General features: G+C 45.5%; 19 protein-coding genes. 7 read left to right on the plus strand and 12 right to left on the minus strand.

Features of this window, described 5'->3' with window-relative positions; translation table 11 throughout:
- Window positions 1-145: 145 nt before the first annotated feature.
- The 5 genes from NST47_RS28495 to NST47_RS28515 all read right to left on the minus strand — a co-directional run bounded on the left by NST47_RS28495 (window position 146) and on the right by NST47_RS28515 (window position 7,592).
- Window positions 146-1,720 (minus strand): extracellular solute-binding protein, encoded by a 1,575-nt coding sequence (locus NST47_RS28495; protein WP_341158145.1) that lies wholly within the window; start codon window positions 1,718-1,720, stop codon window positions 146-148.
- Window positions 1,721-1,831: 111 nt separating this feature from the next.
- Window positions 1,832-2,695 (minus strand): carbohydrate ABC transporter permease, encoded by an 864-nt coding sequence (locus NST47_RS28500; RefSeq protein ID WP_341158146.1) that lies wholly within the window; start codon window positions 2,693-2,695, stop codon window positions 1,832-1,834.
- Between the two features lie 14 nt (window positions 2,696-2,709).
- Window positions 2,710-3,633 carry an ABC transporter permease gene (locus NST47_RS28505; protein ID WP_341158147.1) on the minus strand — a complete coding sequence of 308 codons (924 nt, stop codon included), beginning with the start codon at window positions 3,631-3,633 and terminating at the stop codon, window positions 2,710-2,712.
- A gap of 267 nt (window positions 3,634-3,900) precedes the next feature.
- Window positions 3,901-6,231, minus strand: a complete 2,331-nt coding sequence (locus tag NST47_RS28510) for an AraC family transcriptional regulator (RefSeq protein WP_341158148.1) — start codon at window positions 6,229-6,231, stop codon at window positions 3,901-3,903.
- A 302-nt stretch (window positions 6,232-6,533) separates the two neighbouring features.
- The gene (locus NST47_RS28515; RefSeq protein ID WP_341158149.1) at window positions 6,534-7,592 is read right to left on the minus strand and encodes an amidohydrolase family protein; all 1,059 of its coding nucleotides are present in this window, start codon (window positions 7,590-7,592) and stop codon (window positions 6,534-6,536) included.
- A gap of 155 nt (window positions 7,593-7,747) precedes the next feature.
- Between NST47_RS28515 and NST47_RS28520 the strand changes: the two genes are divergently transcribed.
- Both NST47_RS28520 and NST47_RS37225 read left to right on the plus strand, forming a co-directional pair.
- Window positions 7,748-8,524: an AraC family transcriptional regulator gene (locus NST47_RS28520; protein WP_341158150.1), complete on the plus strand. Its 777-nt coding sequence runs from the start codon at window positions 7,748-7,750 to the stop codon at window positions 8,522-8,524.
- Between the two features lie 80 nt (window positions 8,525-8,604).
- Complete coding sequence (locus NST47_RS37225; RefSeq protein WP_445667409.1) at window positions 8,605-8,829, plus strand: helix-turn-helix domain-containing protein; 225 nt, start codon at window positions 8,605-8,607, stop codon at window positions 8,827-8,829.
- 222 nt (window positions 8,830-9,051) lie between these two features.
- Here NST47_RS37225 and NST47_RS28525 read toward each other — a convergent pair whose 3' ends face one another.
- The 7 genes from NST47_RS28525 to NST47_RS28555 are packed head-to-tail and all read right to left on the minus strand — an operon-like array spanning window position 9,052 to window position 15,765.
- The gene (locus NST47_RS28525) at window positions 9,052-9,804 is read right to left on the minus strand and encodes an amino acid ABC transporter ATP-binding protein (protein WP_240417106.1); all 753 of its coding nucleotides are present in this window, start codon (window positions 9,802-9,804) and stop codon (window positions 9,052-9,054) included.
- Window positions 9,805-9,848: 44 nt separating this feature from the next.
- A complete protein-coding gene (locus tag NST47_RS28530) occupies window positions 9,849-10,562 on the minus strand; it encodes an amino acid ABC transporter permease (protein WP_341158151.1) in 714 nt (237 codons plus the stop codon).
- 23 nt (window positions 10,563-10,585) lie between these two features.
- Entirely contained in the window at window positions 10,586-11,287 is a 702-nt protein-coding gene (locus NST47_RS28535; RefSeq protein WP_076233626.1) for an amino acid ABC transporter permease, read from the minus strand.
- A gap of 5 nt (window positions 11,288-11,292) precedes the next feature.
- Window positions 11,293-12,189, minus strand: a complete 897-nt coding sequence (locus tag NST47_RS28540; protein ID WP_341158152.1) for a transporter substrate-binding domain-containing protein — start codon at window positions 12,187-12,189, stop codon at window positions 11,293-11,295.
- A gap of 28 nt (window positions 12,190-12,217) precedes the next feature.
- Window positions 12,218-13,579, minus strand: a complete 1,362-nt coding sequence (locus tag NST47_RS28545) for an LLM class flavin-dependent oxidoreductase (RefSeq protein WP_341158153.1) — start codon at window positions 13,577-13,579, stop codon at window positions 12,218-12,220.
- A 2-nt stretch (window positions 13,580-13,581) separates the two neighbouring features.
- Window positions 13,582-14,895, minus strand: a complete 1,314-nt coding sequence (locus tag NST47_RS28550) for an NtaA/DmoA family FMN-dependent monooxygenase (protein ID WP_341158154.1) — start codon at window positions 14,893-14,895, stop codon at window positions 13,582-13,584.
- Window positions 14,896-14,901: 6 nt separating this feature from the next.
- Window positions 14,902-15,765 (minus strand): sulfurtransferase, encoded by an 864-nt coding sequence (locus tag NST47_RS28555; RefSeq protein ID WP_341158155.1) that lies wholly within the window; start codon window positions 15,763-15,765, stop codon window positions 14,902-14,904.
- Between the two features lie 183 nt (window positions 15,766-15,948).
- Between NST47_RS28555 and NST47_RS28560 the strand changes: the two genes are divergently transcribed.
- From NST47_RS28560 to NST47_RS28580, 5 genes are all read left to right on the plus strand, one after another.
- Entirely contained in the window at window positions 15,949-17,139 is a 1,191-nt protein-coding gene (locus tag NST47_RS28560) for a helix-turn-helix domain-containing protein (protein WP_341158156.1), read from the plus strand.
- 502 nt (window positions 17,140-17,641) lie between these two features.
- Window positions 17,642-19,966, plus strand: a complete 2,325-nt coding sequence (locus tag NST47_RS28565; protein WP_341158157.1) for an AraC family transcriptional regulator — start codon at window positions 17,642-17,644, stop codon at window positions 19,964-19,966.
- 213 nt (window positions 19,967-20,179) lie between these two features.
- The gene (locus NST47_RS28570; protein ID WP_445667410.1) at window positions 20,180-21,187 is read left to right on the plus strand and encodes an ABC transporter permease; all 1,008 of its coding nucleotides are present in this window, start codon (window positions 20,180-20,182) and stop codon (window positions 21,185-21,187) included.
- On the plus strand, window positions 21,188-22,069 hold the full coding sequence (locus NST47_RS28575; RefSeq protein WP_341158158.1) for a carbohydrate ABC transporter permease: 882 nt from the start codon (window positions 21,188-21,190) through the stop codon (window positions 22,067-22,069). It abuts the gene before it with no gap.
- A gap of 127 nt (window positions 22,070-22,196) precedes the next feature.
- The gene (locus NST47_RS28580; RefSeq protein ID WP_341158159.1) at window positions 22,197-23,729 is read left to right on the plus strand and encodes an extracellular solute-binding protein; all 1,533 of its coding nucleotides are present in this window, start codon (window positions 22,197-22,199) and stop codon (window positions 23,727-23,729) included.

Genomic DNA, 23,729 nt, shown 5'->3' on the forward strand with positions numbered 1-23,729 from the left:
GCCCCCTTACATTTGATACATACATTGTAAAATGCAGGGTGTTGATTTGCGATTAATAATACTACGTTATATTCAGTAATTCTACGATTTCGGGAAAAACCCCCTATCCACGGATAAGGGGTTGGTCTAGAGGAGCTATATTTGCTTACTTGCCACCATACGTCCGTTTATAGGCCGTGTTGTACATATTGAGGATATCATCAAGTCCAAGCTTTTTTGTCTGGTCTATAAACTCTTTAATGGTATCATCATTGACTGGTGTCTTGCCAACAACGAATTCAGCCATTTTTTGGTCCATGTATTTGTCCAGATTACTCAGCTTCGATTTTTCAAGCTCCTGCTCTTCTTTCGTTTTTGCATATCCTCTTGGGGCTGGAATAATAATCGGTTCATAGGCCTCATTAACCTTCTTCGTTCTTGGGTTCAATGCACTTTCCCAAGCTAGCCGTGCAAGCGCAAAGTCGGAGCCAATGCCCGGGAACCAAACGCCGTAATCCTTACGTAGTCCGTTAAATGGAGACGTACCAAAGGATTCCAGGTAGCGAGGTTTTCCATCGACCATTTGGTACGTTTTTCCTTCGATTCCCAAAGAAAGCAGCTTCTTGCCCTCATCGCCTATCAAAAAGTCAAGTAATTTGACTGCTGCTTCTTTATCTTTAACCTTGCTGGATAGAGCGATCCCGTTTACGTTAACAACTGAACGAGCAAATTGATAGTTCTTCACATTCGGAGCGGTGAATTGCATAAAACCTTCCATATTAATCTCTGTATTTCCGCTTGCTTTGCGCGCCTTTTCAGCAATGTCTTCAAGGTCTGCTTTCCAAAGGAATGAAACAAACGATTTACCCGAAATAAGGCGTTCATCGTATTGTGCACGAGTCAATAGCGAATATTCGGGATCAAGCAGCTTTTCGCTATGCAGTTTGTTTAAATATTGCAAGGTTTCCTTAAACCCTTTCTGATACCCGGCGAATGTATATTGATCGTTCTCCGGATTCAGATTGATGAGTCCCTGAATGCCGGTAAACGCTCTCAGAAACACCGTATACAGTCCCATCTTCTTCTCGGTTGCAGGCGGGAACATGGTCAATGGATAAGAATCTGGATTGTGCTGTTTAAACCCCTTCAATACCTGATAAAATTCATCCATATTGGTCGGAACCTTAAGACCATATTTATCCAATAGATCCTTGCGTAAATACCAGGCATGGTCAAATCCTTTACCGCCAACATAGGAATCCAGATTCGGTACGGTGTAAATCCCGCCATCCGCTGCGGTTGCAAGTGCTTTTGCCTCCGGATTTTCTTCAAAATATTTTTTGATATTAGGTGCTTTGTCCAGGTATGTGTTCAGATTGAGGAATACGCCTTCAGGACCTTGCTCGCGTCCCTCCTGATTGGTGATGTGCATAATATCAGGTACAGAGTTTGTAGCGATCAGAATTTTCTTCTTCTCCTCCAGGGATGTAGCAGGTACAGCCTGAAACTCAATTTTGGCACCCGTTTTTTTCTCAATTTCCTTGAAAATTTCCCAATCTTGGCGAATCGGTCCTTCAATACGATCTCCTACCAGCCATGTATAAGTAGCCGGCTTGATCGCACTGGTCCCCCCATCTCCCGATGCCTCAGGTTTGTTTCCAGCACTGCTGCATCCTGCTGCTACTCCCGTAAGCATTACTGAGGTAAGTGCCATCGCTATTGTTCTTTGTTTGTGCTTCATTACTTAACCCTCCCAATTATCGTTCGTTAACTTGTTTGTATATAGTAACAGATGAACAAACCATCTGCAGCTACCAACATTACCCTGGATCTACTTGCATACCCAGGATCTTTAGCCCTTCACGCCGCCGATCATGCTGCCTTGTGTAAAGTATTTCTGTAAGAATGGATATACACAAAGGATGGGCAGTGTCGCAACTATGATCAAAGCGTATTTCACCGTTTCCATCGTTTGCAGGTCGCCTTCACCCTGAGCCGGATTAAGTCCCGCAATCAAATAATTACGAATCATAATTTGCAGCGGATACATCGTATTATCACTCAAATAGATGAGCGCGTCGAAGAATGCATTCCATTGACCTACTGCCGTAAACAAACCAATTGTCGCCATAACCGGCATTGATAACGGAATGACTATACGAAGCAGTATCTGAAGCGATCCACAGCCGTCCATCGTGGCCGCGTCTTCAATTTCCTCGGGAAGCGCCTCAAAGAAGGTACGCATAATGAATAAATGCCATGTACTGATCAATGATGGGAGCACAATAGCCCAGATCGAATTTAATAAATCCAACTGCTTGACAACGATAAAGGTTGGGATCAGCCCACCATTAAAAAGCATCGTGAAAGCGGCCATGAGTAGTATCGTTTTGCGTAATGGCAGCCATTTCTTGGCAAGCGGATAAGCCATAGCTGAGGTTGCCAGAAGCGTCAGCACCGTATGAAGAACCGTATACCTGATCGTATTCCAGTAACTGACCCATAGCTGGTTATCTGTAAGTATCCTTTCATAAGCTGCAAAGGTCACCATTTTGGGCCACAGGAATACTTTACCGCTTGCAACCATTGCATTATCACTAATGGAAGCCGAGAACACATACACCATTGGATAAATCATGATGATGATGAGAAAAATCATAAAAATCATGTTGAATGCGTCGAATATCGTTGACGCCAAGCTTTGTTTCAAGCGCATGCTTGTCCTCCTTTCTACCACAGACTGGTTTCGGAATATTTACGTGCTACACGATTGGCTGTAACGACCAATACGAGGCCGATAGCCGATTGGAACAGGCCGACTGCCGAAGCGAAGCTGAAATCCGCGTCGAGAATCCCTCTTCTATATACATAGGTATTGATAACATCTGCCGTTTCATAATTTAATGGATTATACAATAAGATGATTTTGTGGAAACCAATTTCCATAAAATGTCCCAGGTTAAGTACAAACAAAATGACCATAACCGGAATCATACCAATGAAGGTAATATGGCGAATTTGCTGAAACCGGTTAGCACCGTCCATCTTGGCTGCCTCATATAGCGCAGGATCGACTCCGGCAATAGCTGCTAAATAAAGAATCGTTCCCCAGCCTATTTTTTGCCAAATCTCAGAGCCAATATAAATTGTCCGGAACCATTCAGGAATCCCCAGGAACATAATCGGCTCTGAGCCTAACCACTTCAGTGCAAAGTTAACAATACCGGTTGTCGGAGACAGGAAGATAACCAGAATGCCTGCAATAACCACCGTTGATAAGAAGTGCGGCATGTAGCTGATTGTTTGGATGAACCGTTTGAAGTATTTGTTCTTAATTTCGTTAAATAAAAGAGCCAGTACAATAGGTGCCGGAAAGTGAAACAAGAGGTCGTAGGAGTTAAGAAGCACCGTATTGCGAATCAGCTTCCAGGAATCCGGCGTATTCACGAAAAATTCAATGAAATGCTTCATCCCAACAAACTTGCTTCCAAAGATCCCTTTTCCCATGGAGTAATCCTGAAATGCAATGACAACCCCATACATAGGTACATACTTGAAAATAATGTAATACAAAATACCTGGCAGCATTAAAAAATAAAGCGCTTTATTTTTTCGGGCAATCTGCCAACCGGCCTTCCATTTACTTACAACCATCTTATCACGCTCCTGATGTTGTCCTATAAGTTTCCGCGTGTTCTGCAAATCGTACTATGACATGTATCACACTCGTTAACGCATAGCCACAGCATACGGATTATACAAGCATCTGTAAATCGCGCATTTTTTCGTATCATCTTTTTTTGTTTGGCACTTTGAGACTGCTCCATATAAACGAAAAAAAAGCCAGCCAATGGCCGACTTTTCTGCGTATTTACCAGTGTTTTTACCCCTTTGCAAAAAAAGCACACTCTCAAAAAAGGCCTATTTTACACTCCTGTACTTTCCTGGTGTGATTCCTTCATATTTACGAAACATGCGGATAAAAGCGTTGCTCCCCAGATACCCTACACTTTCAGCGATCTCTTCAATTTTCATATCGGTTTCATTCAGCAGCTTCTTGGCCATAGATAATCGATACTTGGTTATATACTCCATATACTTCTCTCCGACTGCTTCCTTAAATGATCGGCTAAAGTGGCTCACCGACATATTCATTTTTCCTGCAAACCATTCTATAGATAATTCCTCCTGGTAGTGCTCTTTAATATATTCCACTACTTCCATAAACTGATCATTTCGATTTACCGTAGAAGGAGACAGGAACAGCAAGGAATGGATATGTTCAAAGTGCCGCTTAAGCTCATCCCACGTCTGACATCTGTTCAACAACTCGAATAAACCGGAATATAACGAAATATTGAAATCATTGCGCTCCGTCTCCACAGCACGAATCCATGTATTGAGCACATCAGAGCACAAACTTTTCATGTGCATGGCGCCTGCCTGCTTGCGTTCCCCCAATTCCAACATTTGGAGTACAGACTGAAGCATCCGATCATACTCTTGAGTTTTATGCAGGTTCACAATACGGTTCACTTCTTCAGAGGATAAAAAACTGTCGAATTGCGCCCGATTCTCCCATGTATCGTCTTCACAGCAAATTTCCACCTCGGCGTTGAGACTTTTTTGCTTTAACATCGCAAATCCGTATTGATAAGAATCGTGAAGGTTCCCTATCTCATGTACTGTTTTGCCAATCCCTATCGTGGACTTGAAATAAGACATGTATGGCTCCAGCACCAGCTTGAGTTGGTTGGAGATCTCTAATAAATCAAGGGCATTCTCCAAGTCATGATGCACAACGCATGCCAATAAATCTGATCTGGTTTGGCTTAACCACATCTTGTCTGATACCTGTTTCCAGATTTTCTCCCTCAATTCTACAAGCAGGAACGATTTGGACGTTTCAGATAGCTGTTCAAGCACATTATCATAATAATGATATTCAATAATCAGCACTGTGCGTGTAGCATTAATTACAACAGGAAAAGCAATTTCTTTGGAATAGTACTCAATGGAAAGATTATCTCTATATTCACCGAGCAAGATTTGGGTAATAAAATCCTCTTGTACAATAGGAAGAGCACCTTTAACCCATTGCGACATCTCCTTATGCTCGGTAATAAGTAATTTGGAAAACCTTTTAATAATATCGAAGTCATTGCCATCGGGTGAGTCATCGGCTGCATCGGGTGGGGAAAGGGATTGGTGCGCTTGTAAACGATTCCGTATTTCCAGTATCGGGGTATACAAACGCCGACTCAAATAATAAGATACAAAAGCACCGACCAGAAGAAAAAACAGTAGGAACCCGATGCTCAAAAAACGCAGCGTTTCTGCAGGCTTCATAAGCGTATTTATATCAATCCAACTGATGTAGTACCAGGAAGAATCATATTCGGAACGGACAAAAGAAACCGCTTGTTTGTCATTATAAGGAGAGAAGGCTCCTTCCGACTTCGTAAGAATGGCCTCATTCAAAGAATTTTTATTCAGCTCCGCTGTATCCGATTGGCTGATCACGGTTCCATCTGCGTTGATGATCGCTGTTCGAAAAATCCAACTTTCCTGAGTCTGGATCAACCTTTCCAGTTTGTCCTTCTGAAAATGAACCTCAAGATACACTTCAGGCTTAACGGAGTTAAAAGGATAGCTCATAATGACAGAAACGTTGGAACCGCTTGTTTCATTGTTACTGGACATATTACTTCTAAGATTGGCAGGATACGGCTCAGTGAAATGCATCATCTGTTTGCCTTTAAATTGAGTGATCAGCTTCGATGATTCCGACTCATCCAACGAATAATAATTTTTAAAATAAAACGATTTGTTTGTATAAATATTATTATCGATCACCAAATCAGAATTTACGAAATAGAGGAATGTACCTGATACAAGCGGCTCTGAGATGATGGAGTTTAACTGTGCCATCATCGCGTAAATCATATCTGTTTGTTCCATGGAGACTGGAGTTTTGCCAGCATTTTTCAGAATGCTTTTCAGATTGGATGAACTTAACAAATTGATCATATCTGCTTGAAGAGAATGAAATTTCTCATCGGCTTGATGAGCATTATTTTTCATGACAATGTGACTCGATTGCTCTGCTTCATTCTGGATCAGGCTAACAACAAACAGGTTCATAAACGTGCTTGCAACAATGGCAGGAATGAGAATAAGCATAAAATATTTGGCAAAGAACTTCCAGAACTGCTTGTTATTAAACGATTTTAGCTTGAAGAGCAAGGACATCCGTTTTGTCATCCCTTCCTGAGTACATAACCTGTTGAAATATGCTGCGGCGTCCGCCTTTTAATTATAACTGCAATTATTGAAATGTGCGATTGGTAATCATACGGCTTTTTGAGTGATTCATCGATTTGTATCAGGGACAGAAACACATTCTGCAAATAAAAAACACCACTTCGTCAGGTCAATGTGAACGTGATGAACATTCACTAACCTATTGAAGCGGTGTTTTTTATAGGATAACGCTGATTTTCCCACCTTCAACCTGTACTTTGTAGCTTCTTGTTCGGCACAATCAACTCCTCCTAAAGCTTGTACAGTTTCTTGGCATTGTCATAGAAGATTTTTTGTCGAGCTTCTGGGCTAAGCCGTTTTAAAATTTCCGTTGGAATGTCATTGTCCCAATGCGGATAATCGCTCGAAAACATAAGGAAGTTCTCGGCATCGATCATATCAAATATCGCGATAAGATCCTTGGGATCCTCCGGCTCCTCAATAGGCTGCGTCGAGAACATGCAGTTGCTGCGGATATACTCGCTTGGCATCCGTTTCAGCCATGGAACCGATGAGCGAAGCCCTTTATAATTCTTATCGAGACGCCACATTAAATGCGGCAGCCAAGCAATCCCGCCCTCTAAGCAAACGAACTTTAGATGAGGGAATTTTTCGAAAACGCCTTCGCAAACAAGACTCGTAATATGCGCCATATAATTCAGTGATAAACAGGTATGATATTCAAGATAACGAGTTGGATAACCGGATGGTGTCGGAGGTGGTGTTCCACCGGCGCCTTCGCCACCTGGGTGAATAGCGATTGGCAGTCCATGCCGCTCTGCGGCTGCATAGATTGCATGATATTGACGCTGACCGAGCGGTGCCCGCTGTGCGCTGCCCATAACGATTCCCACCATCTCCGGGTGCTCCGCCATGCGATCTATCTCTCTCACGGCAAGTATCGGGTCCTGTGTGCCAACAACAATGGATCCGCGAAAGGATGAATGCTTAGGCAGCCATTCTGCTACCAAGTAATCGTTATACGCTGAAGCGATTGCAGCCGCATGATCCGGGTCATGCATCGTTGAAACGTCCATTAAGGAACCGGTCAGAATACCATATTCAATATTGAAGGGTTCGAATAAATCCTTGACGAGATAATCAGGATCCGAAGCTGCCGGTCCCCCTGTCGGCGGTAAGCAATCCTGACGCAATACACCTATAGGAGTCTGATAGCCCCGATCTGGCATTCCGATCCCGGAACTTGCAACGCGGGTCCTCCACGGTTCTGGTAAATAAGGTAAAAGGTCTTTTGGGCTTTTCAATTGGTTATGCACATCAACGTCAATGATTTTCTGATTGGAAAACATAATCTTACACTCACACTCCTGCTGGATTTGATGTAATATGAAGATAATTCTTATATATATTGTAGCTGCATTCATTTCAGAGTACGATTGGTAATCATTCGTTTTTTTGAATGATTCTTTGATTTTCTTCTTGAACAAGGAGGTATACAGACACTATGATCATTGATAATGTAGCATTTCAGCAGGCTGTTCTTGGAAACTGGAAGGTACCGTTGGCTCCCACTCGACATCATATCCTCTTCCTTGTGACCAAAGGAGCCTGCATTTACCGGTTTGCCAATCAAACCCTTCAAATCAGCAAGGGAGAAGGGTTATTTATTCCTCAGGATACGATGCGTTCAGCAGAAACAGACAGCTCGAATCCGCACCAAATGTATTCTGCTCATTTTAGGGAATTAAACCATGAAGATCTTTCTTCATTTATAGACGAGCCATTCAAGCTTATACAACCACTCAGCTATGATTATCTTAAGCAACGCTTTTCGATGTTGAATGAATGCTGGATTGGTAAAATGCCAAACTATAAACTCATTTCTCGCGGTATCCTGCTGGAGATCTTGGGAATCACTCAACGTGAACTTACTATTGGAACGCATTCTCCAACCCGACGAAATCTGGCGCTGCGCATCCAGCAGTACATTATTCAGCATTTTCGCGAGCCGCTGCGGCTCAGCGAGCTTGCGCAGCATGTGGACCGATCACCAACTTATGTCTCTACCGCATTCAAGGAAGTGACAGGCCGAACACCTGTGGAATATATGCATGAGGTCCGTATTTCAGCAGCCCGTGAACTTCTAATGACCACCAACATGACGATCAGGGAAATCTCCGAATCCTTCGGTTATTGCGACCAGACTTACTTCAACTACATGTACAAAAAAGTAGTCGGCCATCCACCCTCTCATACGCTAAAGATTAGAAAACCTATATGAGCTAAGTGCACGATGGCTTAAAACTCCGTCTGCGCACTTCTTAAAGATGTGCACCATAAGTAAGCGTTTTCAGTCATTGCTTGTTAAGCCAATCTGACGTATCCAATACGTGCAATGATGCAAGTGCAACTGGACTTTTTGCTGCAATCCCTGGCTGCCCAGAAAAGCCTGATCACAGACCACCCATCGCCGATAAAACTGGGTTTGCCAGCGACAATTACTTTATTAAAGCATTCCGAAGGACAATCGGGTGTACGCCGACGGAATACCGAAAATCGAATACAGCTGCCGCCAGCAGATTGTGAAACCTGTTGTTGTCGCACCGAATAAAAGAGGATTTCAATCAATCGACTAAAGACGAATAAGGGGCAAATTTAAATGGCGGACTTCAAATAATCAGTCCATAAAAGTAACAAGAAGCCTCTGCCAGAGACTTCTTGTTGTTATTATTCCATTTACTATGATCGATTTACCTATGCATAGTCTATCTGAAGCTTGGGGGAATTCGGCAGTCTTCTTCTGCGATTTTATATGGAGTAATTCAGCTCCGGTCGTATCCGTTTGAGGAATTGCTTCGTTCGCTCTTCCTTCGGATCGCTGAACAGCTCATTCGGCTTGCCTTCCTCGACAATTACGCCTTCATCCATAAACACAACATGGTTTGCAACGTCCTGCGCAAAGCCCATCTCATGAGTTACGATGATCATTGTAATTCCTTCTTTGGCAATTTTGCGAATGACTGACAGCACCTCGCCTACCAGCTCCGGGTCGAGTGCTGAGGTCGGCTCATCAAACAAAATCACCTCGGGGTTAAGTGCCAACGCACGGGCGATGCCTACCCGCTGCTGCTGACCGCCGGATAATTGCGACGGATAAGCATCCAGCTTGTGTTCAAGACCTACTTTTTTCAACAGCTCGACGCTCAAATCTCTGGCCGCTTCCTTAGGAAGCTTCTTTACGACCAAGAGCCCTTCCATTACATTCTCCAGCGCGGTTTTATGCTTGAACAGATTATACTGCTGGAACACCATCGCCGACCTTTGGCGTAGCTGGTGAATTTCCTTCTTGCCTGCACGCTTACAGTCGATAGCGAAATCCCCGATGGTGATGCTGCCCTCGTCCGGCTTTTCAAGATAGTTCAAGCAGCGCAGCAGGGTGGTTTTACCCGAACCGCTGGGTCCAAGAATAGCGACGACCTCACCCTTGTGCACGGTTAAATCGATGCCCTTCAGCACCTGGTTACGGCCAAAGGATTTTTTGATCTTTGACATTTGAATCATGCTGCGCCACCTCGATTATAGAATCCATACATCTGACTTGCTGCTCACGCGGCCATTCTCTTTTCATGGCGGCTGTATCGGGTCTCCAGCCATACAAAGAGCCTCTCGCAGATCCAGCAAATAACCCAGTAAATAATAGAAGCATCAAAGTACATTTCCAGGTATCGATAACCGTCACCGGCGACGATTTTGGCTTGGGCCATCACCTCGATAACCTTGATTGCAAAAGCAAGCGAGGTGCCTTTAATCAGATTAATAAAAATATTTCCCAAATTCGGAAGCGCAACGGCAAATGCCTGCGGAGCAACAATTCTTATTAGCCCTTGGGATGTCGTCATCCCGATTGAATACGCCGCCTCCATCTGACCCGAATCCGTAGTGAGCAGCGCCCCGCGGATGACCTCCGACTGGTAGGCGGCCGAATTGATCGTAAACGCGAGCAGTGCAATAGCGAGAGGCGACATTTCCTGAAGAGGCAAATGCCAGCCCCACTCCCGGTTCAAGGTATCAACAAGCAGCGGCGTACCATAGAACACCACATATAGCTGCACCAACAAGGGAGTCCCCCGGATAAAGGAGACATATAATGCCCCCAGCCTATCCAGCACAGGTACTCTATAGATCCTGCACAGAGCGATGATCAGTCCGATAATCGTACCCAGCAGCATCGAGATAACCGCTACAATAAGCATGGAGGGTACACCCTTCAGAACCTCCGGGAATTTCTCAATAGCGAAGGCCAAGCTAAATTCGGCCAATGCAGCTCCCCTCCCTTTCTTCCTTATCTTGCAATACTGACATGGCCTTTCTTATAGCTTTTTTCCAACCGTCCAAAGCCCTTTTCAATGGCAATGCTCAGAACCCAGTAAATCAACGAAACGAGAATATACACCTGGAACGTATTTGCTCCATAATTATTTCCGAGTATGATCTGTACCTGCCCCATAATGTCAACAATCCCGATGGAGAAGGCCAGTGACGTTTCTTTTAATAAAATAATCACGTTGTTGCCCAGATTGGGGATCGCAATACCGAAGGCTTGCGGCAAAATAATTCGCCTGAGTGATTGTCCGTAGGTCATGCCCACACTGTAGGCAGCCTCCTGCTGGCCGCTTCCGACCGCCAGATAGGAAGAGCGGATAACCTCGGAGAAGAAGGCTGCGCTGTGCAGCGAGAAGGTGATTACGGCAAAGATGATCTTATCCCAGTCGTTCACATCCACGCCTACCAGTATCAACAGCTGCGGCAGCCCGTAATAGACCAGAAAAAGCTGAACGATGGTCGGGGTGCACCGCATGAACGACAGATAAAACGTGGCAAGCGCATAAATGATTTTATTCTTTTGAATTCTGGCCAGGGCGATAACCAACCCCAGCAAGAGTCCAAAAACAAGGGATAAGAGCATGATCGTCAACGTAATCGGCAGCCTCTCGGCTATTCGCAGGACCAGATTCAAAGTCGTTTCGATTCCGGCGCTGTTCATTCTCGTTAATCCTTCCGGAATTTATAGCCCTGCTGCACATACTCCAGGCTTTTAAATACATCCACCTTGAACCATTTTTCCGAAAGCTTCGGCAGCGTGCCGTCTTTAATTAACTCAACAGTTGCCGCGTCCATCTTTTGGGCAAGCTCTGTCTGATTCTTGTTGAAGAGCAAATATACCGATTCCTTCGAGATGACGCCGCCGATCTTCAGGTTCAGATTTAATTTCTTCACGGCATCTTCAAAATGATTGATGTTGAGCAGATGAGCATCGTATTTGCCCGATTCAACAAGCTTCAGATCGTCAGCAGGGGTCGTCTTCTCTACATCTTCAATTTTGATTTCCTTGCCAGGATGCTTGAGATTATAATCCTTCAGGATGTAGCGGAAGCCGGAAACCGGGGTCATGGGAACCAATTTCTTGCCTACCAGATCATCCAGGGTTTTGATATCGTTGCGGTCCGGCTTAACAGCCAAGCCTGTAATGGAATAGCCGAACTCTTGCTGCGGATACAAATATTTTTTCTCCCGCTCCGGGTTTTTGAACCAGAAGTTGGCGGCAAATGCGTACTTGCCAGTGTCGGTACCGATCAGTTGCCCTTCGTTATCCACGGATTCGTACTCAAATTTATATTCCGGAAGCTTCTTTTCCAGCTCCTTCAGGTAGTCGATCATAAATCCTGCCGGTTGGTTTTTCTCATCCAGAAAGCTGAATAAAGGTACGGGAACTGTGTTTAGTGCGGATTTAATCACTTTAGGTGCCGCTTTGGCAGTTGAAGCTGCTGCGGGCGTTGCTGAAGCCGGGATCGAGCCGCCATCCGCAGCAGGGGCCGTTTTGCCGCAGCCTGCCAGAATGGTAAGCAATACGACTGTAAATAGTAAATGAAAACGAGTTTTTTTCATGAAGTTATTCCTCCTGATAAATGGTTTGTTATTTGGATGATGGCGTACTGAGCGCAGACCAGCGATTAACCGGTGGTGTCAATCCCAGATGATCACGCAGCGTATTACCCGTATATTCCGTGCGGTAGCGGCCACGTTTTTGCAATATCGGAATGACGTGATCGACAAACTCCTCTAGGCCTCGCAGATAGTGTGAGGGCATAATGTTAAATCCGTCGCAAGCCCCCTGATCCAGCCAATGCTCCATCAGATCAGCCAGCCGCTCCGGTGTGCCTGCGAACGTATGATGCCCGCCGGCGGATACCACGTGCTTGCTCATCTGCCTGACCGTCCACTGTTCACGTTGTCCCAAATCCTTCAATAGCTGCAGACGGCTTTTCTTGTTATTGTTCGCCTCCGGGTTAATTTCCCAGTATGGGAACGGACCGTCCAGAGGGTACGAGGATAAGTCGACCTCGATGGTGCCAGACAAGGTTTTCACGGCAATTTCCGGCAACACCAGCTCATTAAAGTACGTTTCGCGTTCTTTGGCCTCATGCTCCGTAGAGCCCAGAATCGGTGCAAGCCCCGGCAGTATATGAAGCTGTTCCGGTCTGCGTCCATGGGACTTCAGCATCCCCTTCAGATTGGCATAGTAATCCAAGGCGTCCCGCAGGTTATCCTGAGCGGTGAACACAACCTCAGCCTTCTGGGCCGCAAACTGCAGGCCGCTGCCGGATGAACCTGCCTGAAAGAGCACCGGATGCCCCTGAATCGGGCGTGGAATATAGGAGGTTCCGTTGATCGAGAAATAAGTGCCTGTATGATCGATATCATGTACTTTGGTTGGGTCGAGGTATTGGCCCGAGCTTTGCTTGCTGATCAGTGCATCCTCTTCCCAGCTATCCCACAGCTTCATCGCCACATCAACGAATTCGTTCGCGCGTTGGTACCTTAACGCATGGTCCATATGCGCATCCTTGCTAAATTGGGAGGCGACACGCGGGTCCTGTGAGGTGACCATATTCCAGCCAGCCCTTCCACCGCTCAAGTGATCAAGTGTTGCAAATCTGGCCGCGACATGATAGGGATCGTTGTACGTCGTGGATAACGTAGCCGTCAAGCCGATCTTCTCCGTTACTGCTGCCATTACGGATAGCAGGGTCAGCGTATCCGGCGTCGGGATCGAGCGTTCCTCAGCTACCTTCCCATTCTGTTCGCCAATGGCGATTTGCTCCAGCGCCAGAATCGTATCGAACAACCCTCTCTCCGACAGCCTCGCAAAGTCTTGATAGAAAGACAAATCGAGCAGCCGGTCAGCGTGCGTTTCCGGATGACGCCATCCGCCTACATGCTGCCCGGTGTTTAATAGAAAAACACCGAGATGCAGCTGTTTTTTGGTATTCCCCATCGTTATCCCTCCTTGCTTATTCGCACGCTGACTGGAGCTTCCAGTCCCAGATGGTCCCGCAGCGTAGTTCCCGTATATTCCGTTCGGAACAGCCCTCTTCGCTGCAGCACGGGAATTACTTGTGCAACAAATTCCTCCAATCCCCCTGGCAGCAGCGGAAGCTGCAGGTGGAACCCATCACTACCGTATGCTTGGTACCAGTCTTCCATCCAGTCGGCAAGCTGCTCGGGTGTCCCAACAAATACTTTAGTTCCGGTAAGCTTCACAATCTGAGAGCTAAGCTCACGTAGTGTTGCCGCTTCGATTCCTGAAGCTTTGACCGCCTCCCACAAACCGGGAATAGCAGGAAGGGGTTCGTCCAGCGAATAACCCGTCAAGTCCAGATTCAACAGATCGGATAGAATGGCAATTCCCGTCTTTGGATCAGCGAGCTCCTGCAGCTTGGCTGCTTTATGTCTGGCTTCCGCTTCGGTTGCTCCTATTATCGGGGACAAGGTGGTAAGCACCTTGACTCCAGCAGCAGAGTACCCACTCACAGCCCTTCGTTTCTGAAGCTTTTGATAAAAGTCAGCCGCCGTCTCTATCAATGGTCGGGAGCTTATTACAAGCTCTGGCTTATCCAGATCGCCCTCATTCCTGTTACCCCAAGTAGAGCTTATACCGATGCGAACCGGGTGCCCCTGTGGAGGCCGTGGTATGCTTAAGGGACCGCGCACTTTAAAATGCTGCCCTGTATGATGGATCAAATGCACCTTGTCAGAGTCAATATAGCGCCCTTCTCCTCTGTCAATGATGACTGCCCCATCCTCCCAGCTGTCCCATAAACGCGCTGCGACTTCGATAAACTCCTGCTTGCGCTCGTTTCTCTGTGTGAGGGAGAGCTCGGGTGGACCACCGAGACGACGTTTTGGTTCATATAGATCGACCGCACTCGCCAGCCATGCCGTCCTTCCGTCACTGAGATGATCCAGCGCGGCCAATTGCCTGGCAACCGCAAACGGCTCGATAACGGAAGTAGATACAGGAGCTCCCAAACCTATATGCTTCGTGACGGAAGCCAACGCTCCCAGCAAGGTGAATGGCTCAAGCGGCAGCCCGGGTTCCCTGCCTGCTGCACGGAGACGTTCACCGATGGAAGTCTGGTCCAGAAGCAGCATATCGAATTTCCCACGCTCGGCCGTTTGCGCCAGACTGTAGTAATAAGCCGGTTCATGCAGCTTTACATTACTAACGTCAGGATGACGCCAGCTCCCAGGGTGATAACCAGTGCCCTGTACAGACAAAGTAAGATGCAGCTGTCCCTTTCTTCTACTCATGTTCGTTCAATGCTCCTTTCCACGCCGCTCAGCTTTTCCAATCCCTGTCTCAATCGGATTATCCGGGTAAGATACCCAATCGCTCCAGCTTCCGCCATACAATTTGACGTTCGTAAACCCAGCTTCGGTTAAGGCCAGAACATTAGGGCAGGCTGTAACACCTGATCCGCAATAAACGATGATTTCCTTGGATGCATCCAGCTCATGAAAAATTGCTTTCAATTCTTCCGAATCCTTCAACTCGCCTTCAGCAGTATAGGCATTTTTCCAAAAATGGTTCACTGCTCCAGGTATATGTCCAGCTATTCTGTCAATGGGCTCTTCCAAACCCAGATATCTTTTTTCCTCTCGGGAATCGATGAGCTGAGTGTCCAAGCGACCCAATCTTTGCTTCACCTCTTGGGCGTCCAGCAGCAATCCTTCCTGAAGCTGCGGGACAAACGTGCTGCCTTTAACGGATGAGACTTCTTTCGTAAGCTCATAACCTTGGCTTTTCCACCGGGATAATCCACCATTCAGCAGATAAACCTGTGGATGTCCGTAATACTTCAAAATCCACCATAATCGTGATGCCATAGCACCACCTTGATCATCGTAAACGACGACGATCTTGGACTCATCGATTCCCGCATCGCCAAGCTTCGCTGACAATTGATTCGTATCCGGCAAAGGATGCCTGCCTCCGTGGCTGCCAATCACATCCGACAAGTCCTGTTCAAGATCGAAATAAACGGCTCCGGGCAAATGACCAGCCTCGTATGCCTCTTTACCTGCAGCAGGTTTGCCAAGAAGAAACCGGCAATCTGCAATCACGATCTCTGTATGATTCAAGCGTTCATGGAGCCATTCCGCGCTAACTGTATTCGCCAAGCAGACCCTCCCCCTTCTTTTACAAAAAAATGATTGTAATATATCTATTCATATCGATATACTAGGATTAATATAAGTTAGCATGTGCAATTTTTTTAGTCAACATAATGACAAATATAAAAGATTACTGATGATTATTGACCAAAATGACCAATAATTTACAGTTCAAGGGGGTCACATCGCATGATTAAAGACCAATTTAATTTAATCCACATCAGTGAGGTCATGGATCAATTGGATGTTAGCCGTTCGACGATTGACCGTTGGCGAAAAACGAAGCAGCTGCCCAGCGTAAAAATAGGAAAAGAAATATATTTTGATAAAAATGAGGTTATGCGCTGGTATAGGCAATTTGGCCAAGTACGACAATCCTCGCCTGTTCTTACCGCCAATCAGACTATAACCATTGGATATACGACTGTTTCCACGCATATGTGGGGTCCGTTAATTATTAAGGAATTCGGATTTCTCGAACAAGAGCTGAGGCGTATCCGTCCCAAGGACCGGATCGAAATCAAATGGCACAAGGCCAAGGACGGAATGGAATTGATAAAAGGGATGATAGCAGGCAATATTCACTTTGCTACCTTTGGAGATTATGCCCTGTCGGTCAGTCATATGATCAGCACAATGCTGCCCGATTACCGCCCGATTCTGCTTGCCGCCGGAGGAAAATCCGCGAAGGGCGACGGGTTTGGGATGGTCGTCCCAACAGATCTGACACTTCAGAGTATTGGCGATCTCGCCACTCTGCCTATCGCCACCACATTCCGCACCAATGCGGAGTACCGCTTGAGAAAGATGCTGGAATCGCATCATATGACGGATTTGAACATTATTCATCGTTCTATTGAGGAAAGCATGGAAAGCCTGCGTCAAGGCAGACTGAGCGCATCAATTATGTGGGAGCCCTTCCTGAGTCTTGCCCATCATCAGCAAATCGGCAAATCGATTTTCAACCAGGAGCTGGGACTTGGTTTTATTGCTAACGTGGTCGCTGACGAGCATTGGGCACTCGATCATGAGGATTTGGTAGTCGCTTACTTAAAGGCCCATATGCAGGCCAATCGACTGATACGGGAGCAGCCCCATCAGGCAGCCAAAGTTTTTGCGCTGGAAACTGGATTTCCTTTGGAAGTTGTCAGCCGCTCCATATCCAAAATTCGCTGGGATGCGGCTCTGTACGATAATGACCTGAAGATGCTCAACTATTTTGACCCCAGCAAATATTTCGGCCCATCCACACCCCCGTTAGTCAGTTCGGAAATCCGGTACAATATTAAATATTTGCGTATTGCCGCGCAGGAGCTGAAGCTCCCCAATCTTCCCGCAGCTCCCATCGACGGCGCTTGGCCAAGAGACATTCAATATTGAAGCATCTGTCAAGACCATATTTAGGGTACGACAGCTCAGAGAGGCCCGCAGCATCGGATTTTATTATCCATTGCCGCGGGCCTCTTATAAGTATCTGGCTAACCACGATCACAATCAAATTCCAAGTTCTTTATATTGAACCATGTTCACAAATTGTTATCTATACCTTATAATTGTATACATGTGCTGATAGTGTTCTCCAAGTATGCGTAACAATCGGACGATTGTATTATAAGGCCAATTTGCGTTGCCTAACCATAAGCAGTTCGTGATGCTCCTTTTGTGCGCTTCCCTGAGCCCGTCACAGAAGGAGCATTTTCTTGGTGCGATAACCAAAAAGCAGTGAATACACAGCATTTTATTAACAAATTATATAGCGGAAAAACGTAAATAACTAACCTTGAAGTAAGTGTAAGCGGAATGGACAATTGTAGTTTCCATGCTGTATGTATGCTAGAATTGACTGCAATATCATTTTAAGTATGACTTGAGGAGGAACAACTTGAAAATCAAGCGGATTTTTGGGAGAAAGACTACCTTGCTTCAACGTATGATCATGTTAACCTTGGCTGTTGGTATTCTGCCCACCTTAATCGTAGGCATCAGCAGCTATCTGTTCTCCGCTTCAACCTTGCAAAATGAAGTCAACCGTGCGCATGTTCAGCTATTGGAGAATACCTCCGCAACCATCGACCGGGATTTGCAAAACATACAGGACAGTACGCTGCAGCTGCTGTTTCATCCTCTTTTTGGCAATGAAGCGCTGCAGAGGGGAATTAAAGAAAATGAATCCGAATTTAATATGCAGGTCGTACAATTTTTCTCAACCTTTCAATCCAATCATAAGCTTATTTTGGATATTTCGATGTATGTGAAGGATAACTACCTGCTGTCCTCTTCCTTCGGCTTATTTAAAATAACCCCTATCTACGACCGTAACAGGCTCAATGAGGTGATGACATTCCCCAAGGAGTTTCAGTGGAAAAATACGGTATTTCAAATCCGGGCGAATGATGCAGCCAAAGGGGTAACCTTCATTTGCAGACTGCCGCTGCAGGCCCTGAGTCCGGTCGGTCTGATGCTTGTCCGTATTGATGAGAAGCTGTTCCAGGATGCTCTCCAGCGTTCGGTAGCTTACCCCGGACAAACGATTGCAATTGTCGATAAAGAAGGGAAAACGGTCGCCTCCTCCTCCATGTCCGCACTTCCTTCCCAACTGCTTGAACAGATTCAGCAAAAAAACGTATCTGAGCACAAGCTTAATTATAATTGGAATAACCGTGACTATTTAGTGACAACGCTTACATCATCCTATACCGGATGGAAATATATCGATTTGATTCCAGTCGATGAGTTAAATGCCAAATCTGCCGGGATTGGGGTTATTACGGCGGTTGTGCTTGCCGTTGTGCTGTTGATTGCACTCGTTTTCACATTTTTGGGTACCCAATGGGTGTACCGGCCAATTGCCAATCTGATGATCCATATGAAACGGGATTCTGCAGGCAGTGAAGCAGACGAGGATGAGATCGGTTATGTCAAGCAGACCTGGCTTGCGTTAAAGGACGAAACGAGACAGCTGCAGGACCAATTATCCCAACAGCTGCCCATTATTCAGGAATCCTTCGTGATGCAGATGCTGCAGGGCAATTACTTGCATTATGCACCAAATGAGCTCGGTAACCTGTTCGAGCGTTATGCCCTGCCCCAGCAAGCCCAATTTGCCATTTTCATTGTAACCTATGATTCAAGCACCCCTGGAAAAGGTAAATTTTCCGATCAGGATCGGGATCTCGTCATCTTTGCGATGAAAAACATCATTACAGATCTCGTCCATGCCAATGAACATGTTTTTCTCGGAATCACGATCAATCTGTTGAATGATCAGATCGCCGTACTGCTTTGGAATCATATAAAGGTTGACAACGAATTTAACAGCGCAATGATTGCAGAATGGAAAGTATTAGTAAAGGGATTTGTGGAAGAAACCAGAAGCGTATTGTCGGATTATTTGCGGCTGCCGGTAACCGCAGGCCTTGGAACAGTAACTAACGAAATCCGCGATCTGCCCCAGGTCTACCATCAGGCGGTTTCTGCTTTATATTCCCGGCTTGTGGTAGGAGGAGAGCAGGTTATCGACCCCGAGAATGATTTCTTGAAAGTGAGCGAAAGCTTTCGATATCCGATTGAGCTGGAGCAGCATTATGAGGAATCTTTAAAGCAAGGAGACCTCGAAGAGTCAAAGCGAATGCTTGATGAGTTTTCCAACTATGTCGTAAGTGCAACCCATGTGACCAAAGTCATTCAAATGTCATATACACAACTGCTCGGTACTACGATTCGGACCATGTACCTGCTTGATATCGATCTGGATACGCTGTATAAAGGCGAGGAGCCCTATGAATATTTGCGCAAGTTTCAAAACATGGATGATTTAAATCATTGGTTTCTGGATAAACTCATTACCCCTATCGTGACATTCGTGCACAATAAAACGTTTGTGAAGCACGAGCATATCATTGACAAGGTAACCGCCTTCATTCAGGAAAATTATCATTTGGATATTTCTCAGAATCAATGTGCGCACAGCTTTGGAATCAGCCGAACACATCTCAGCAAGCTATTCAAAAAATTCCAGCACATCTCATTCAGCGATTATGTTACCCAGGTTCGAATTGAACGAGCCAAGAAGCTGCTGCGCGACACAGATATTCCAGTTGCCGATATTTCAGAAAAGGTAGGCTACCTCCACACCCAAAATTTTATCCGTGTATTCAAAAAAAATGTAGGGCTCACGCCTGGACAGTTTCGTGATGAAGGAGAGTAACTACATGTACCGATGATCCACCCGTATTCCAAAAAAGGATAACACCTTGCTGAATACGGGTTTTTAATTTGTCACGTACAGATACTCATTTTGTGATTATCCTTAAATACGGCACATGAAGAGCATTCACAAATGGCTTATTGTTGGCTCAATAAGAACCGCATACAATTCAATTATCAACACAGATGCCCCATCGAAACATGGACAGAAAGGATGAGCAGATTGCCTAATCAACAAAGAGCAGCTCTATCTCCAGAACTAACGGATTTGCCCGAGCCGAGGAAGAGCACAAAGTCCAACCGCTCATTTCTGCTTTGGTTAAAGAGCTGGAAAAGGACGTTTCAACAGGAAAAATATTTGTATCTACTTGCACTGCCGGGCTTGCTGTTTTTCATTATTTTCAAATATGTCCCCTTATGGGGATTGACGTTAGCTTTTACCGAATACTCCCCTTACCTGGGACTGCTCAAAAGCGAATGGGTCGGACTTAAACATTTCCAGAGCTTTTTTACGAATCCTGATTTTTGGCTGCTTTTCCGCAACACGATTGCCATTAGTTTTCTCAATATTGCCTTCTTCTTCCCGATGCCCATCATTATTTCACTGCTGCTGAACGAGCTGAAAAATTTGTCATTCAAGAAGTGGGTTCAAACTGCCATTTACCTGCCGCATTTCCTTTCCTGGGTAGTCATCGTCGGTATTTGCTTCCTGACGCTGAGTGGAAGCGGAATCGTTAATAAGCTGATCGCGGAATCCGGTGGGCAGCCGATTAATTTTCTGACCAATGCCGATACCTTCTGGGCGATGCTGACGGCACAAACCATATGGAAGGAAACAGGCTGGGGGACAATTATTTTCCTCGCTGCTCTGGCGGGCATTAATCCTGAGCTCTATGAAGCAGCACGTATGGATGGTGCAAACCGCTGGAGACAAACGTTGTCTGTGACAATCCCCGGGATCAAAGGAACGATTATTATTTTACTAATTCTTCGACTGGGTCAGGTGTTGGATATCGGCTTTGAGCATATTTACCTGATGTCCAGCTCCACCGTGACGGAAGTTGCCGATGTGTTCGATACCTATGCCTACCGGGTCGGCATTCAAAACGGCCGATTCAGCTTCGCCACAGCAGTCGGGATATTCAAATCCGTTGTTGGTCTGATTCTCGTCGTATCCGCCAATCGGTTGGCCAAAAAGTTTGGAGAAGAGGGTGTCTACTAAATGAAACAGCAGCTTGGCTCACGGGTGTTCGACACCTTTAATTACATCATTCTTGCCGTCATCTCCTTATCAACCTTTTTGCCTTTTCTGTATGTCATTCTTGTATCCTTCACCGATCCAATCGAGTTTCAAACCCGGGCACTCGTCATTATTCCTGAGCATTGGAGCTTGGCTTCCTACAAGTTTATTTTATCGACCCGAACATTTTTAAATTCACTCAGCATCAGTTTTTTTCTCGCTGTGATCGGAACCGTCTGTAGTCTGATCCTAACCAGCGGACTCGCTTATGCCTTATCCCGTAAAAAATTCAGACTGAAGAAAATCCTCATGATGGGTATCCTGTTCACGATGCTGTTCAATCCGGGAATGATTCCGAACTATTTGCTCGTCAAGGAGCTTGGACTCATTAATACGGTATGGGCGCTTATACTTCCTGTACTGACCAGCGCCTGGTATGTCATTTTGATGAAAAGCTTTTATCAGGAAATTCCCGAGGAGCTGGAGGAATCAGCCAAAATGGACGGCTGTACGGACATCGGTGTGTTTTTTCGGATTATCCTGCCTGTTTCTTTGTCGGCAATAGCAGCCTTTGGACTGTTTTTCGCTGTTGCCTACTGGAATACGTATTTTAATGCTGTACTTTATATCAATAAGGATACACTTCGCCCGATGCAGGTTGTGCTGCAAATGCTGCTTATTCAGGCATCAACCCAGGTAGGAGATCCTGCGGTAGCGCAAATGCTGCAGAGCGAACAGATGCTGCCGCCGGAAACGATCAAGATGTCCGCTGTGGTCGTCGCTTCTCTGCCTATTATTATCGTCTATCCGTTTCTACAAAGATACTTTGTTAAAGGGATGATGGTCGGTTCCGTTAAAGGCTGACACATACTGCATGGAAAGGAGTGAGGCATATCGAGGGGATCAGGTTATAAGCTGCCGGAGTATTCCGGTGGTACATCCAAGCATCACATAAGAAAAATGCTTCAACATTTGAAGGAGGTCCATGAAGATGAATAATTGGCTGAGAAATACGAATATAGGTGCAATGGCAGCCGTTGTTTTGCTGGCAGGCTGTAGTTCCACAACAACAACTTCGAGTACTTCGGAAGCACCGGCAGGCGATAATGGCTCGAAAGCACCGATAGAAATTAATATACTGACAACGACCTACAATTCTGCACCCAGCAATGACCTGGAAAGCCTTAAACAATTAAATGCCAAATTCAATGTCAAAATCAATGTGACTTACGTTCCCGCAAACAATTATCCAGATAAATTAAATGTCATGCTAGCTGCCGGCGATCTTCCCGATGTGACCCTGGTATGGGATATCAACACGCAAACCTTCGCCAACGCGACTAATCAGGGTGCATTTTGGGATTTAACCCCGTACATTAAAAACTATCCAAATTTGGCTGCTTATCCACCGCAAATATATAAGAATGTTGCCTTTAAAGGAAAAACGATGGGAATTCCCCGCGTTCGACCCATTGACGGACATCAATCGTTGCTGATTCGCCAGGATTGGTTAGACAAGCTGGGCCTTAAAGCTCCGACGACGATGGATGAGTTTTATAATGTGATGGAAGCGTTCACCAAAAATGATCCCGACGGTAATGGAAAAAATGATACGTATGGCTTTGTCGGCCATGGGACACCTACCATATCTTCTTATTTCATATCGATGTTTGGCAATGGCCTGCAGCATTATGTGGATGATAGTGGGCAGTTGCAGCCAAGCTTCTTTAATCCCAAAATGAAGGACGCGCTGGCATTCTGGAACAAAGTCAACAAGAATGGCGTTATGGTTCCGGATCTGCCACTTTTGCAGGTCAGCCAAATTCGTGACTTTATGACCCAGGACAAAGCGGGCATGGGCTTCACTAATACCTATGACGGTCACCTATATACAGACGACCTCAAAAAGGTGAACCCAAAAGCTGTGATCGTACCTTACCTGTTCCCAGCCGCACCGGATGGAAAAGTTTATATGGAAGCCGCACCGGGTTCATTTGGCATCTTTATGATCAATAAAAAAGTGAACGAAGACAAATTAAAGAAAATTCTTGAAATCTACGATTACACGGCAACCCGGGAAGCTTACAATCTGGTCGCCTACGGTATTAAAGGAACCGACTACAATGAAAACGCAGCCGGTGATATTACCCAGACAGAGGAAGGCAAGAAAAAAGGTTATGCATTTGATACATCCGCACAATGGGTTTCCAGCTATTATGATAAATATGTCAAAGCAGATTTGCCAGGGATGACACCTGAAACCAAAGAATATAATCACAAGCTGGTCGATAAAATCGCAACGGTCTCCGTCCCTAATCCCGGACTTGGTCTTGTTACTCCGACGGCTTTGGAAAAAAGCGCAGACTGGAACAAAAAGATTAATGACATGGAAACCAATGTGATTATCGGTAAAAACAGCATGGAGGATTGGGATAAGTTTGTAAAAAGCTTCAAGGATGATCCAACTTATCAAAAGCATTTGAAAGAATTAAACGAGCTGTATAAAGAAAAGATTAAAAACTAA

It is taken from the genome of Paenibacillus sp. FSL H8-0034 (assembly GCF_038000305.1).
In the GTDB taxonomy this organism is placed as follows: Bacteria; Bacillota; Bacilli; order Paenibacillales; family NBRC-103111; genus Paenibacillus_S.

Bases quoted from the DNA above. Each gene is read 5' to 3' on its own strand.
- NST47_RS28495 (WP_341158145.1), bottom strand. From the start codon at position 1,720: ATGAAGCACAAACAAAGAACAATAGCGATGGCACTTACCTCAGTAATG.
- NST47_RS28500 (WP_341158146.1), bottom strand. From the start codon at position 2,695: ATGCGCTTGAAACAAAGCTTGGCGTCAACGATATTCGACGCATTCAAC.
- NST47_RS28505 (WP_341158147.1), bottom strand. From the start codon at position 3,633: ATGGTTGTAAGTAAATGGAAGGCCGGTTGGCAGATTGCCCGAAAAAAT.
- NST47_RS28510 (WP_341158148.1), bottom strand. From the start codon at position 6,231: ATGTCCTTGCTCTTCAAGCTAAAATCGTTTAATAACAAGCAGTTCTGG.
- NST47_RS28515 (WP_341158149.1), bottom strand. From the start codon at position 7,592: ATGTTTTCCAATCAGAAAATCATTGACGTTGATGTGCATAACCAATTG.
- NST47_RS28520 (WP_341158150.1), top strand. From the start codon at position 7,748: ATGATCATTGATAATGTAGCATTTCAGCAGGCTGTTCTTGGAAACTGG.
- NST47_RS28525 (WP_240417106.1), bottom strand. From the start codon at position 9,804: ATGATTCAAATGTCAAAGATCAAAAAATCCTTTGGCCGTAACCAGGTG.
- NST47_RS28535 (WP_076233626.1), bottom strand. From the start codon at position 11,287: ATGAACAGCGCCGGAATCGAAACGACTTTGAATCTGGTCCTGCGAATA.
- NST47_RS28540 (WP_341158152.1), bottom strand. From the start codon at position 12,189: ATGAAAAAAACTCGTTTTCATTTACTATTTACAGTCGTATTGCTTACC.
- NST47_RS28545 (WP_341158153.1), bottom strand. From the start codon at position 13,579: ATGGGGAATACCAAAAAACAGCTGCATCTCGGTGTTTTTCTATTAAAC.
- NST47_RS28550 (WP_341158154.1), bottom strand. From the start codon at position 14,895: ATGAGTAGAAGAAAGGGACAGCTGCATCTTACTTTGTCTGTACAGGGC.
- NST47_RS28560 (WP_341158156.1), top strand. From the start codon at position 15,949: ATGATTAAAGACCAATTTAATTTAATCCACATCAGTGAGGTCATGGAT.
- NST47_RS28570 (WP_445667410.1), top strand. From the start codon at position 20,180: ATGAGCAGATTGCCTAATCAACAAAGAGCAGCTCTATCTCCAGAACTA.
- NST47_RS28575 (WP_341158158.1), top strand. From the start codon at position 21,188: ATGAAACAGCAGCTTGGCTCACGGGTGTTCGACACCTTTAATTACATC.
- NST47_RS28580 (WP_341158159.1), top strand. From the start codon at position 22,197: ATGAATAATTGGCTGAGAAATACGAATATAGGTGCAATGGCAGCCGTT.